This window comes from Phenylobacterium sp., assembly GCF_030651185.1.
In the GTDB taxonomy this organism is placed as follows: domain Bacteria; phylum Pseudomonadota; class Alphaproteobacteria; order Caulobacterales; family Caulobacteraceae; genus Phenylobacterium.
On sequence record NZ_JAUSCJ010000029.1, the window covers coordinates 1 to 13380 of the forward strand.

General features: G+C 67.0%; 11 protein-coding genes. 3 read left to right on the forward strand and 8 right to left on the reverse strand.

Translation table 11 applies throughout. The features are described from left to right. Nucleotides 1-40: 40 nt before the first annotated feature. The 5 genes from Q7J39_RS13240 to Q7J39_RS13260 form a co-directional block, all read right to left on the reverse strand. Nucleotides 41-1633, reverse strand: coding sequence for a M10 family metallopeptidase (locus Q7J39_RS13240; protein WP_304825689.1), 1593 nt, complete (start codon nt 1631-1633; stop codon nt 41-43). A gap of 87 nt (nt 1634-1720) precedes the next feature. Further along, nucleotides 1721-2344 carry a class I SAM-dependent methyltransferase gene (locus Q7J39_RS13245; RefSeq protein ID WP_304825692.1) on the reverse strand — a complete coding sequence of 208 codons (624 nt, stop codon included), beginning with the start codon at nt 2342-2344 and terminating at the stop codon, nt 1721-1723. A gap of 120 nt (nt 2345-2464) precedes the next feature. Beyond that, nucleotides 2465-3574, reverse strand: a complete 1110-nt coding sequence (locus tag Q7J39_RS13250) for a response regulator (protein ID WP_304825695.1) — start codon at nt 3572-3574, stop codon at nt 2465-2467. Nucleotides 3575-3782: 208 nt separating this feature from the next. Beyond that, complete coding sequence (locus Q7J39_RS13255) at nt 3783-6278, reverse strand: TonB-dependent receptor (RefSeq protein ID WP_304825698.1); 2496 nt, start codon at nt 6276-6278, stop codon at nt 3783-3785. 405 nt (nt 6279-6683) lie between these two features. Beyond that, on the reverse strand, nt 6684-9512 hold the full coding sequence (locus tag Q7J39_RS13260) for a TonB-dependent receptor (protein WP_304825701.1): 2829 nt from the start codon (nt 9510-9512) through the stop codon (nt 6684-6686). A 381-nt stretch (nt 9513-9893) separates the two neighbouring features. Between Q7J39_RS13260 and queC the strand changes: the two genes are divergently transcribed. Genes queC through Q7J39_RS13275 form a run of 3 tightly spaced genes read left to right on the forward strand, consistent with a single transcriptional unit; the run spans nt 9894 to nt 11652 of the window. Next, complete coding sequence (gene queC, locus Q7J39_RS13265; protein ID WP_370690064.1) at nt 9894-10616, forward strand: 7-cyano-7-deazaguanine synthase QueC; 723 nt, start codon at nt 9894-9896, stop codon at nt 10614-10616. Beyond that, nucleotides 10613-11245 carry a 7-carboxy-7-deazaguanine synthase gene (queE, locus tag Q7J39_RS13270; protein ID WP_304825708.1) on the forward strand — a complete coding sequence of 211 codons (633 nt, stop codon included), beginning with the start codon at nt 10613-10615 and terminating at the stop codon, nt 11243-11245. Before queC ends, queE begins: the two co-directional genes overlap by 4 nt. A gap of 35 nt (nt 11246-11280) precedes the next feature. Next, a complete protein-coding gene (locus Q7J39_RS13275) occupies nt 11281-11652 on the forward strand; it encodes a 6-carboxytetrahydropterin synthase (protein WP_304825711.1) in 372 nt (123 codons plus the stop codon). On the opposite strand, the gene Q7J39_RS13280 is transcribed toward Q7J39_RS13275, so the two are convergent. The 3 genes from Q7J39_RS13280 to Q7J39_RS13290 form a co-directional block, all read right to left on the reverse strand. Further along, the gene (locus Q7J39_RS13280) at nt 11649-12350 is read right to left on the reverse strand and encodes a DUF4336 domain-containing protein (protein ID WP_304825714.1); all 702 of its coding nucleotides are present in this window, start codon (nt 12348-12350) and stop codon (nt 11649-11651) included. The two genes, Q7J39_RS13275 and Q7J39_RS13280, sit on opposite strands and share 4 nt — an antisense overlap. A 54-nt stretch (nt 12351-12404) precedes the next feature. Next, nucleotides 12405-12635 carry a hypothetical protein gene (locus Q7J39_RS13285; protein ID WP_304825717.1) on the reverse strand — a complete coding sequence of 77 codons (231 nt, stop codon included), beginning with the start codon at nt 12633-12635 and terminating at the stop codon, nt 12405-12407. A 77-nt stretch (nt 12636-12712) separates the two neighbouring features. Then, the gene (locus Q7J39_RS13290) at nt 12713-13222 is read right to left on the reverse strand and encodes a response regulator (protein ID WP_304825720.1); all 510 of its coding nucleotides are present in this window, start codon (nt 13220-13222) and stop codon (nt 12713-12715) included. Nucleotides 13223-13380: the final 158 nt, after the last annotated feature.

Genomic DNA, 13380 nt, shown 5'->3' on the forward strand with positions numbered 1-13380 from the left:
CGCGGCCGCAGGATCAGGCGCGCGGTCTCCCAGACGCTCATCAGGCGGCGAAGATCCAGGCGCTGTCGAGGCTGGTTATGGAAACCCCCACCAGGATCATCTTGCCGCCGCCCGCCATGTCGATGACCGTGTCGGCGCCGACCTGGCTGGCCGTGGCGGCCGTACCCAGGTCGAGCTGAACCCGGTCGCCCTGAGCGCGGCTGAAGTCGGTGATCCGGTCGATACCCGTCCCGCCCCAGGTGCGGAAGATGTCGGCGCCCAAGCCGCCGCTGAGGGTGTCGTCGCCGAGGTCGCCGGACATCCAGTCGTCGCCGGCCCCGCCCGACAGGCTGTCGTCGGCCTGACCGCCGCGCACCCAGTCGACGCCGTCGCCGCCCTCCTGGGTGTCGGCCCCGAGGTTGCCGTAGACCACGTCGTCGCCGGCGTCGCCGAACAGCATGTCATTGCCCTGGCCGCCCACCACCCAGTCGGGCCCGTCGCCGCCGCGCACGGTGTCATTGCCCTGGTTGCCGTGGGTGTCGTCGAAGCCTGAGCCGCCGACGATGCTGTCGTCCCCGAGGAAGCCGCGCAGGAAGTCGTTCCCGCCGCCGCCGCTCAGATAGTTGCCGGCGTCGTTCCCCAGGATGGTGTCCGTCGCCGAGCCGCCCAGGACGTTTTCGATCACCGTGCCGTAGGCGATGCCCAGGTTGTTGGACCAGGTGTAGGTCTGGGGATCGATCACGAACTCCGCGATGGGCGCAGCGCCGCCTGGGTAGAGGCTGGTCCAATAGTCGGCCTGAGCCTGGGCCGAATAGTAGGCGATCGACGAATAGGCGCCCGGCGTCAGATCGACGCTCGACGAGCGGGTGTGGCTCGACAGGTCGAAGGTGTCGGTCCCGCCGGCGTCATAGACCGCCTGCAGGATCGGGGTCGCCTGGGACCAGGTATAGGTGGTGGCGCCGGCCGCAGTCGTCGGATCCGCGCCGTAGCGGGCCTGCAGGGCGACGATGTCGAAGACCATGGGCGTGGAGGCCCCCACGGGCCGCCCCACCAGGCGGTTGACGCCATCCACCGGCTCGACGGTGACGTAATAGCCGCCCGGTGGGAGGTCGTAGGACATCACTGTGTAGCGGATGTTGTCGTAGCCGGCCGGCAAGGTGGCGCCGGGGCCGAAGGGGTGCTGCAGGCCCAGGGCATGTCCCAGTTCGTGCAGGACGGCCTCATAGCCCTCGGAGCTGGGGGCGAAGTTCGAGGTCTTCAGCGTCTCGTCCAGCCAGACATCGCCCTGCCAGGCGGCCTGGGCGAATCCCGGTTGCGGCGGGCGGTAGGCGAGGGCCGTGGTCTCCTCATTCCCGGTGGTGTCGTTGACGTCGGTGAAGGCGATGCGGATCTGACCCGTATTGGTCAGGTCGTCGGTTTCCACCAGGCTGGGGGCGATGATCGCGTCCCAGGCCTGCAGGGCCAGCCGGATGGCCGCGGCCTGGGGGTCGGTCACGGTTCCGTAGTCGGCGTTGGCCTGCTCATCATCGGCCGCATAGGTCGGCCACGTGCTGCCGGCCTTTGGGAAGCTGAAGGTGACCTGGCTGCCGCTCCAGGCGTTGCCCTCGTCGTACAGCAGGACGGTGGTGATCTCGGAAATGCTCGGCGCCGCCATCTTCGCCTCTCCAGGCCGACGCCGGTACGCGTCACTCAGGGTTCTACCCTAGCGCGATCTGGCCGGAGCGGCGCAAGCCTAAAGGCGTCAGGCGGCGACCGCTCGGCCCCACTCGTTCCAGCCGGCGATGCGGGGCGTGCCCGGGACATACATGGTGTCGAGCCAGTCGATCCTGAGGCCGGCGGCGGGCAGGGTGGCGGCCACCGGGCGGATGATGTGGCATCCGCCGGCCATCGCGCTCCACAGCGGATCCCAGAACCTCTGCCACCTGGCGACTTCAGCGTCGGGGGCCAGGCCATGCTCGCAGAACAGGAAGCTGCCGCCAGGCTTCAGCACCCGCCGCGCCTCCGCCAGGGCCGCGGTGGGCGTGTGGACCGAGCAGAGGGTGAAGGTGCAGACCACGGTGTCGAAGCTGCCGGTCTCGAAGGGCAGGGCCTCGGCGGTCCCGTCCACCACCTCCACGGCCAGGCCGTGCGACCGGGGCGCGGCCTCGGCGAGCGCCCGCAACTCCGGGGAGGGATCGACCCCCACCACCACCTTCACCGCCGCCGGATTGTAGAAGGCCAGGTTCAGCCCCATGCCGATCCCCAGCTCCAGCACCCGCCCGGTGGCGTGGGGCACGACCTTGGTCCGCTGCTTCATCATCGGCGGCGAGGAACAGGCGCAGGCCAGCAGGCGCGGCAGGATCTTGCGATCGTAGAAGGATGGCATGGTGTCTCGTCCCCAGCTTTTGGCAAGTATCCTCGAAGCTCGACCGCGCCGCCAGTGTTCGCCAGCCGGCGGGCGCAAGGATTTCAAGGAGGCCGCCCTTACAGCCAGAAGCGCCTCGGATCAGGCCGCCACCGACTCTTTGCCGCCGCCGAGGTTGTCCTGCAGGGCTTTCAGCAGGTGCTCGGGCTTCATGGGTTTTTCCACCACGCCGTTCATGCCGGCGGCGAGATAGCCCGCGGCGTCCTCGGGGTCGGCGTTGGCGGTGAGCGCGATGATCGGCACCAGGCCCGCATCGCCGGCCAGGGCGCGGATGGCGTGGGTGGCGGTCACCCCGTCCATCCGGGGCATCTTAATGTCCATCAGGATCAGGTCGAAGCGTCCGGTACGGGCGGCCTCCAGGGCCTCCACGCCGTCGACGGCGGACTCCGAGGTGCAGTCGAACATCTCGCACAGAGTCTGGGCCACCATGCGGTTGGTGGCGTTGTCGTCCACCACCAGGATATGGGCGGCGCGCTGCGGGGCGTGGAGATTTTTGGCTTCCTCCTCGCCGATGCTTTCCACGGCGTGGGGCGCGGTGAACTCAAACACCAGGGTCTCGCCAGCCCCGGCGTTGTCCTCGGTGTGGACCTGGCCGCCCAGGGCGCTGATGATCTGGCGGCCCACCGCCACCGACAGGGCGGTCTCCAGGCCGAACAGGGCCTCGATCTCCTGGATATCCAGGGCGTCGCCGATGTTGCGTTCGCCGCCGCCGCGCACGCGGCCTTCCAGCCGCACCATGTCGCCGGACGGGTGGGCGCGAAGGGTGGCCTCCACCGCACCGTGTCGGACGCCGGCCAGGGCCTGGGCGATGAAGCCGTCGAAGGCCTGGATGACGCGGCTCGGATCGATCAGCGCCGTCATCTCGGGCGCGCCGTCATAGGAGACCAGCAGGGTGACGCCGGACTTGGACGCCTTGGCGCCCCAGCGGGCCTCGATTTCGTCGGCCAGGTCCCGCAGCCGCTTGGGCGCGGGTTCGAAGGCCATGCCGCGCGTGGCGGCGTCCTTCAGATCGGCGGTGGAGGCCAGAATCTGGCGCACGCAGGCGGCGGCCTCGCTCACGCCGGCCACACAGGCCTGGGCGTCGGCCCCCAGGGGATGGCGCGCCAGGCGATCGGCAAGGGCCAGCACGCCCTCCATCTGCTGATGGATTTCGCTGGTGACCCGTTCGAAGAAGAAGTCTGGCAGAGACATGAACAGCCGGCGCGTGGGGAACTATCCCCAGAATGCGCTTAACCACTTGCGGAGACGTTAAAGTCCCAAGTCCAGCGCGATAGGCGCAGCGATCGGTCGCAGGTGTCGGAAATTCCTGGCGGGCGCGCAGAAAAAGGGCGGCGGATTGCTCCGCCGCCCTTGAAATTCTTGCAGAAACCCGGCTCCGGGGAGCCGGGCGCCACGGGCCTTAGAACTTGTACTGCAGTTCCAGGCTGTAGGTGCGCGGCTGAATCAGGCCGCGCGAGATCGAGACGCCGGTCTGGCGCAGGTACGGCGTGCCGCCCACGACCAGGCCCGGGTTCGGGCTGCCGAACACCGCCGTCGGGTTGGTTGAGCCCGTGGAGGTGAAGCCTTCTTCGTCGGTCACGTTCTTCACCGAGGCGATGAGCGTGTACTTATCGTCGGCGTCCTTCCACAGCGCCCGCAGGTCGCCGGTGCCGTAGGCCGGAACTTCGAAGGCGGGGTCGTTGAAGGGCTGGTAGATCGTCGAGTCCGTCCAGGTGTAGGTGCCCGACAGGATCAGCGAGCCCGGCGCGAAGTCGAAGGTGTAGTTGGCGTTGAAGGCGAACTTGTTCTCCGGCGACTGGAAGAGCTGCGAACCCTTCAGGTCCTGGAAGACCAGCAGGACGCCGTTGGTGGTGGCCGTGCCGCCCCGGGGCTGGGCGCCCGGGAGAAGGGCGGAGGGATCGGCCGGGTCATAGAAGCAGCAGCCGCGGGTGATCTCGGTGTTGAGATAACCGTAGGACGCCATCATCTGCAGCGGCTCGATCGGACGCCATTGGGCCTCCAGCTCGACGCCCCAGGCCTTGGCGTCGACGTTCACGAAGTTCGAGGCCGCGGCGGTGCCGGTCGCGTTCAGCTGTGACAGGTTGAGCTGCAGGTCCTTGAAGTCGTTGTAGAAGATCGACGAGTTCAGGATGAAGCGGCCGTTGAAGGTCTTCTTCAGGCCGATCTCGTAGGCGTTGACGGACTCTTCGTCGGCCTTCGGCTGCGGGGCGAGCGTGCCCAGCAGGAAGCCGCCCGACTTGTAGCCGCGGCTGTACTTGGCGTAGGCCAGGGTGTCCTGGTCCGGCGTCCAGTCCAGGTTCAGGGTGCCGGTGACGGCGCTCCAGCTGTCGGACAGGTTTCGGAAGTTCTGCACGCCGGGGGTCAGCGGGTCCATGTCGCTGGAGACGTCGAAGGCGCGCGCGCCAAAGGCGATCGAGGGCGACTGGATGATCAGACGCTGGGTTTCGAAGCCGTCCTTGTCGTCGACCGTGTAGCGCAGGCCGCCGGTGATCGCCCAGGCGTCGTTGAACTTGTAGGTCGACTGGCCGAACACGGCCCAGGCCTTGGACTCCAGGCTGGCCTGCTGGTCAGCGAAGTTGCGCAGCGGGTTCGGCGCGGCGAGGGCCCCGGTCAGGGTCAGCGGCTGGGCCAGTTCGACCTGACCCGGTGAGCCGAGCTGGATCCGCTGCTTGTATTCCTCGTGGTACTGATAGAGGCCGAGGATCCAGGAGAGCGGGCCATCGCTGTTGGAGGTGAGGTTCACCTCGTTCGAGAAGTAGCGCTTGTGCTCGTTGAAGTCGGTGGTCAGGTCCGGCGAGAAACCAACCGCCATGCCGGGGATGGCGATCAGGCCGGTCCGGCTGGTGCCGTCATAGTCGCCGCCGGTCTGGTAGTTGTACTGCTGGAAACCGCCGATGTACTTCAGGTCGGCCCATCCCAGGTCATAGGTCACCTGGGCGGTGAGCACGTGGTTGCCGCGCAGATAGCCGTAGCCGTCGCGGTTGGTGTTCTGCTTGTAGGGATCGGTCACGCCCGGGTTGGCGACGCCGTAGCCGAAGGCCGGATTGGGCAGCAGGCCGCCGATCGGCTGGAAGACGCGGGTGGTGTCGTAGGGGGTCACCAGGTTGGACAGGCGATCGCCAACGCCGGTGGTGTCATCCCAGTTCGAACGCGAATAGCGCAGCCAGGTCTTGGTGTTGTCGCCCAGCTCGGCCTCGGCCTGGATTTCGAAATAGGTGCGCTTGATGGTCCCGCCGTCGTTGGCCGGGCCGATGTTCTTGATGAAGCCGTCGCGCTGCCAATCCTGGCTGCCGCCGATGGAGAAGCGCAGGTTCTCGGCCACCGGGATGGAGACCTGGCCTTCCAGCTTGGTGCGCTCGTAGCTGCCCACCGCGACGCGGACTTCGCCGCCGAACTCGTCGGCCGGGCGCTTGGAGATGGTGTTGATGGCGCCGCCCATGGCGTTGCGGCCATAGAGGGTGCCCTGGGGACCGCGCAGGATCTCGGTACGCTCGACGAACAGCGGCGACTTGAACAGCTCCGACGACGAGGCGGAATAGAAGCCGTCGGTGTAGGCGGCCACGCCCGGGTCGTTGCCGACATAGAAGGTGTTACGGCCGGCGCCGCGCAGCGACACCCGGTCGGTGCCGGAATAGTTCATGCCCGGCGTGAAGTTCACGAAGTCCTGGATGTTGTTCATCCCGATGACGTCGCGCTGGTTGGAGGTGTAGGCCGACACGGCGACCGGAACGTCCTGCAGGGCTTGCTCGCGCTTCTCGGCGGTGATCACCAGCTCATCGATGGTGAAGTCGTTGGCGTCCTGAGCGAGGGCGGGGGCGGCGATCGCCGCCAGGGTCAGGGACGAAACCCCGAGCGCCAGAGCGGTGCGCAGCCGAAAACGGTTGATTGAAGACATGTATCCTCCCGGGCGGCGGGGCTTCGCCCGCGTCCGCCTGCATGTACGAATCTGATGAAGCCTGGGCGCGGGGAGGCGCCGAAGCGCGCGTTACCTGGGTCGGGCGCTGGGCGGCGTCAATGTACGGCGCCGAAAGCGAACGGCTTTAGGTCACGCTTTCGCGCCGCTGTGGCCGAAGTACCGCAGTTTCAAACGGCTGGTACAAAACTGACCCGTGTTCTTTGGTGAAGCTGTTAATTCACGGGAAAGCTTGAGCATTCCGCAAGCTAGGCATGACGTAGCGTCATACCGCACCCCGAAATCGGGTTGGATTTCGGGCGCGGCGGCGGGTTTCCGCACTGCGGCCAAGAAAAAGGGCGGCGGGTTTCCCCGCCGCCCTGAAGAGGTGCTCCCGAGTGGGGAGGCTTAGAACTTCTTGGTGACGGTCACGCCATACTGGCGCGGCTCCAGGCTGAAGGTGTTGGTGAACAGGCCCGAAGAGTCGTCGGTCAGATACAGGTCGGTGATCGGCTGTTCGTCGGTCAGGTTCTTGCCGTAGATCTGGATGTCCAGGCCGGAGTCCGCGGCGCTCAGGGTGATCGTCGCGTTTACGTTCTGATAGCCTTCCAGCGCGTCGGTGGTGGTGTTGAAGATCCGGGCGTAGCTGTCGTCCTGACGATAGTAGTCAGCACGGGCGGTCAGCGTCATGGCGTCGGAAAGTTCCCACTTGTACTGGGCGCCGAAACCAAAGGTCCATTTCGGCGAGTTCGGCAGTTCCTTGCCGGTCAACTGGACCGGGATGCCCTGACCGATATTGGCCACCGTGTTCACCGCCGGGGCGTTGTTCACGAAGGCCGGAGCGGTCTGGACGCCCGCCGGGTAGTTGTAGATTCCGGTCAGTCCGGCGACCGCCGGCGGCAGGCCCGAGCAGATGCCCAGGACGGCGGACGGGGCGATGGTCAGCAGGGTGGCGACGCCGGCGGTGGTGGCGACGCAGTTGGAGCCGTCGGTGGCCTTCACCACCACCAGGTTCGGATTGCCCTGGGTGCGGTTCATGGTGTCGATGGAGGCGCCGTTCTGGATCTCGGTGTCGAGCCAGCCGTACTGCAGGTTGAAGCGCAGGTTGCGGATCGGCTCCCAGATGCTCTCGATCTCGACGCCCTTGATCTTCGCGTCGACATTCTCGTTCTGCGAGGACTTATTCACGATCTTGGAGATCTGATAGCCCTTGTAGTTGTAGTAGAACGCCGTCGCATTGAGGATCAGGCTGCCACCCAGCAGGCTGTTCTTGGTGCCGATTTCGAACGCGTCCAGGTCTTCCGGCGTGAACGAACTGGTGGTGGCGGAGCAGCCCGGGGTCTGCACGTCGCAGGGGGTGTTGAAGCCGCCCGCCTTATAGCCCCGCGCATAGGTGGCGTAGAAGGTCGAGGCCTCGGTGAAGCTCAGCTCCGGCGTCCACTGCAGGTTCAGGCGGCCGGTGGTGGCGGCGTTCTGATAGTCGACGAGAACCGGAGGCGCCGCACCGCGTCCGCCCTGGAAGTTCGGGTTCGGGATGACGCCCGAGCCCGGAGGCGGAGCGATCCGGGTCGGACCGGCCAGCAGGGTGATCGGGGTGGATTTCAGCACCTTGTGGTCGTCGGTGTAACGCAGGCCGGCCGTCAGCTTCAGGGTGTCGGCGACATCCCAGTAAACTTCACCGAACACCGCCTTGGAGGTGGTCGTGCCGTTGCCGCGGGAGTCGTAGTAGTTGCGGCCTTCGTTATCGGACGGCGGGAAGTTGGGGTCGACGTAGAACGGGAAGACGTTGGGAATCCCGCCCAGGTCGTTGAGCTGCGCGAACGCGGTCAGCGAGTTGGAGAACACGTAGTAGTCGGTGACGCTCTGGCCCTTGGTGTAGAGGCCGCCGACGCTGAAGTTCCAGGGGCCGTCGCTGTTGGAGAACAGCCGCAGTTCCTGGCTGAATTCCTTGCTGTCGGTGCGGCCGAGGTCGAAGGAGCGCAGCTTGTTGCCGCGGCCGACCTGCGGGTCGGTCACGAAGCCGCCGGGGGCCACGATCGCCATGGCGCCGACAGGGGTGAACACGCCCGGGCCGACGATGCGGTTGTAGTCCTGGTAGGAGTAGCCTTCGTTGTAGTTCAGGCCGGTCAGCGAGGCCAAGGTCAGCGTGTCGCTGATGTTGATCTGCGCGTCGATCTGGAAGAAGTCCTGCTGGGCTTGGTAGATCGGGTCGGTGACCGACTCGATGTTCAGCAGGTTGTGGTCCTGCATCTTGCCGGCGTTCAGGTCGCCGTTCGACAGGCCGCCCAGCTGGGCCAGCAGACCGCCCAGGGTGGCGACCGAGTTGACGGCGCCGAAGGCGGAGTTCTGGTAGCGCGAGCCTGGCAGACAGCCCTGGCTGAAGAAGTTGCGGTTGGCGCCGGTGGCCACGCCGCCGATGGTGGCCGGACCCGGGTCGGCGATGCAGAGCTGCTTGCCGATCCGCGAACGGGAGTCCTTCTCGTTGAAGTGTTCCCACAGGACGTTCACGTCCAGCACGTCGTTCGGCTTGATGCGGAACTGCAGACGCGACGAGGTCAGGTCGCGGTCGTCGATGTCGTTGCCGGTGAAGGTGTTGTCGCCGTAGCCGTCACGCTTCACGTAGGAGGCGGCCCAGCGGAGGGCCATCATGTCATTGAGCGGGATGTTGATCGCGCCCTTCACCCGGGTGGTCTTGTAGTTGCCGTACTCGCCGCTGAGCCAGCCGCTCATGCCCTCGTCGCCGACGATCGGCTTGACGGTGATCACGTTGACCACGCCGCCGGTGGCGTTGCGGCCGTAGAGGGTGCCTTGCGGGCCGCGCAGCACTTCGACGCGTTCCACGTCATAGAACTCGGCGTCGGCCAGGTGGTTGGCGCTCTGCGGGGTGTTGTTCTGGTGGAAGCTGACCCCGGCCTCGCCGCTGCCGACGACCTTGGTGCCGATGCCGCGGATGGAGAGGTTGTAGCCCCCGAAGTTGGAACGCGAGAAGTTCACGTTCGGGATGGCTTGGAGAAGGTTCTGGCCGCCGTCGATCCGCTGGACCCGGAGGCTGTCTTCGGAGAAGGCCGACACGGCGACCGGAACGTCCTGGAGGGACTCTTCGCGCCGCTGAGCGGTGACGACGAGCTCCTCGATGACGTTACTGCCTTGGGCGTAGGCGGGTGAGCTCATCGCGGTCAGGGCCGCGGCGCTCGCGCCAACGACCAGCAGGCTCCGCAGGTGCAGAGTTTTGGACATTCAATTTTCCTCCCATGACAGCCGGACTCTCTACGCCGGTCCGGTCTGTCAGCATTCGCCACGCAAAGATCTTGGCCTGGAACCCGCAGCGGCTGTCCCAGCAGACGTCACGGTCACGCCGCGATCTAGAGTCTGTCAACGGATGGCGATATGTGAACGCTGTTCACTCAGTCGTTTTTTGAATGTAATGTGGCGCAAATACCAAGGGTCTTTGAGCCTTCCGTAGCGGCATGAACGCCTGATTTCGCAAGGGATGGGCGAGTTTTTGATCGCCCGGACGGCGAATGCGGCCAACCGGCTGTCGCCCGGAGAGCACAGCGCAACGCGTCGCGGCGTCGCGCCGGTCTTCCGATTTGGACACGCCTGACGCATATGGACCCGATGAGCCAAACTTCCCGCGCCCTCGTGCTGTTTTCCGGCGGCCAGGACTCCAGCGTCTGCCTGGCCTGGGCCCTGGATCGGCACGACCACGTCGAGACGGTGGGCTTCGACTACGGCCAGCGTCACGCGGTGGAGATGGCCCAGCGCAAGGTGGTGCGCGCCGCGATCGCGCAGCGCTTCCCGCGGTGGGCGGGCAAGCTGGGGGAGGATCATGTCCTCGACCTCACCGGCTTCGGCGCCGTCGGCGAGACCGCCATGACCACTGAGCGGGCCTTCGAGATCAGCGACAAGGGGCTGCCCAACACCTTCGTGCCCGGCCGCAACCTGGTGTTCCTGACCTATGCCGCGGCCCTGGCCGACCGCCGCAAAGCCCGCTTCCTGGTGGGTGGCATGTGCGAGACCGACTTCTCGGGCTACCCCGACTGCCGCCGTGACACCCTCGACGCTCTGCAGACCGCGCTGAACATGGGCATGGCGCAGGACTTCGTCATCGAGACCCCGCTGATGAAGCTGACCAAGGCGGAGACCTGGGCGCTGTCGAAGACCCTCGGCGGCGAGGCTCTGGTGGAGCTGATCGTCGCCGACAGCCACACCTGCTACCGCGGCGAGCGCGGCGAACTGCACGCCTGGGGCCATGGCTGCGGCGACTGCCCGGCCTGCGACCTGCGGGTGAAGGGCTGGAACGAATGGGTCGCCGCCGGCCGTCCGGAGCTGGCCCTGTGAGCTATTCGGTCAAGGAGATCTTCCTGACCCTGCAGGGGGAGGGGGGGCAGGCCGGCCGTCCCGCGGTCTTCTGCCGGTTCGCCGGCTGCAATCTCTGGTCTGGCCGCGAGCAGGACCGCGCCACCGCGGTCTGCACCTTCTGCGACACCGACTTCGTGGGCATGGACGGCGAGGGCGGCGGGCGCTTTCCCACGCCGGACGCCCTGGCCGACGCCGTGGCCGCCAAGTGGACAGGCGGCGCCGATAACCGCCTCGTGGTCTGCACCGGCGGCGAGCCGCTGCTGCAGCTCGACCCCGCCCTGATCGAGGCCCTGCATGCGCGGGGCTTCACCATCGCCCTGGAGACCAACGGCACCCTGGCCGCGCCGGCCGGCGTCGACTGGATCTGCGTCAGCCCCAAGGCCCACGCCCCTGTCGTGCAGCGCACGGGGCAGGAACTGAAGCTGGTCTTCCCGCAGGCGGGCGTCGATCCGGCCGCCTTCGAAGCGTGGGATTTCGAGCGGTTCCTGCTGCAGCCGATGGATGGTCCGGCGCGGGTGGAAAACACCCAGGCGGCGATCGCCTATTGCCTCGCCCACCCTCAGTGGCGTTTAAGCGTCCAAACCCACAAATACCTCGGTATTCCCTAAGCCGCGCCAGCGTTTGGCGACGCCAAAGACAGCTCATGACCGCCCCGATTTTCGAGATCACCAAGGCCGCGACCTTCGACGCGGCGCACTACTTTGAAGACGGGCCGGAGCACCGGCCCTATTCGAGGCTGCATGGCCACTCGTTCAAGGTGGAGGCCACCGTGCGCGGCAAGCCGCAGGAGCCGGTGGGCTGGGTCGCCGACCTGGCCGACCTGGACTCAGCCCTGCGCGCCGTGGCCGCCGAACTGGATCACGGTCTGCTCAACGAGAAGCCCGGCCTCGAACGCCCGACCCTGGAACACCTCTGCCTCTATTTCGCCGAGCGCCTGAAGGTCCCGTTCCCGGGCCTCTGCCGCATCGTGGTCTCGCGGCCGACCATCAGCGAGAGCTGCGCGCTGAACCTCTAAGGCCGGAGCCACCGGAACGCCCGGCCGATGAAGGCCTGGCCGTCGGAGGAGACGGGCGGCGCGTGGGCCATCAGCACTCGTTCCGCGGGCCAGGCCAGGATCCGCTGCCGGGCGGCGCGGGCCAGCCGGCGATTGACGAAGGCGTTGCGGAACTTGCGGGGAACCGCGGGCTCGGAGCTGGTCATCAGGTCCAGCCGGGCTACCAGGGCGCGCCAACCTCTGAACCAACCTGGACTGAACTGCTGGATCAGGTCGGTGAACAGAACCGTGCGGCTGCCGCGATGGAAGAACACAACCTCGGTTGTGATCAGGTTGCCGCCGAAGACCACCTGATCGATCTCGTCGGCCCATTCGCCGGAAGGGGCGTCGCCGAGCTCGCCATCGAAGCTCAGGTCCTTGCGCTGACGGCGCAGGCCGGGAGCGCCGTAGAGCTTGGCGGCGGGATAGGCCCTTCGCCATTCCGCCAGGAAGGTGTGGTGCAGAGCGTTGGGCGCGATGAGGTATCGCACCTCGCCCAGGTCATCGACCGCCGCGCCCAGTGCGTCTGAAAGGGCGACCGGAGACCAGACAAACAGCGCCCCGCCGGCCAGCCGGATCACCGCCATGCGCGTGGGGTAGTGGAAGCCCGCCGCCGCCGTGACGGTCGGGCCGCTGGCGATCCAGATCTCCGGGGCGAATTGTTCCAGCATCGCAACCATTAATCGACCCTCGTCAGGCTGGCCCGCGCGCCGGCGTCTTCAGGTTCGTTCTCGCTAGCGCCCTCGGCGGTCGTCGCGCTCGGCGTCCTCGTCGTCGCGGCTGTCGCCGGGGATGATGGCGCGGCCGGCCATGCCCACGCCCTTGGCGGTCATGCCCACAGCGCCGGCGGTGACGCCCACGGCGGTGCCCACCACGGCGCCCGCGGCCATGGCGATGCAGCCGGCCTGGGAGAGCCCGAGCGCGGCGAGGAGGGCCGCGGTCGCGGCGGTGCGGGCGATGGTCATGCTGGGGTCCCCGGGTGGTCGCTCAGGGTTAACCCGCAATGGCTACCAAATGATGGCGAGCCGTGTCCGGCGGCGAATTAGAGCTTCAGCGCCCGGGGCTTGGGGCCGTCAGCCGCGCGGCGGTGGGGACCGTCATAGTTGGGGTCCACCTTGCGGCGGCGGTCGGGGCCGAAATAGTCGTCGGTGCGGATATAGGGGCGCGGATGGTCGATGATCTTCTGCAGCCGGTCCAGGACGCCGCGCGCGGTGAGCGGCTTGGCCAGGAACTCATTGACCCCCACGTCGCGGGCCTCGCTGATCCGGCGCATGGTCGAGTGGCCGGTGATCATGATGACCGGGGCCATCTGGTTGGGGCTGTCGGGGGAATTGCGCAGCAGCCGCACGAAGTCGATCCCGTCCAGGGGCTCCATGGCCAGGTCGGTCAGGACGATGTCGATGGGATGGGCCCGCATCTGCTGCAGCGCCTCGGCCCCGTCGCCGGCCTCGTAGATGTTCTGCAGGCCGACCGCGCGCAGGACCTCCGACAACAGCACCCGCATGTGGTGGTTGTCGTCGACGACCAGGATCTTGAGGACTTCAAGCCGCACGGAGTTGGAGTTCGCCCTACAATCTAACCGAGAAAACGGACGCTGCGCCGGCTGGAAAGATCAGGGGCGGCGGCGCGGAAGGCGCTCAGATACCGGCGTTGAACGCGTTCGGTCAACGGCCAATAAGGCTTTGGGATCAGATCGATCGTAGCGCCGTG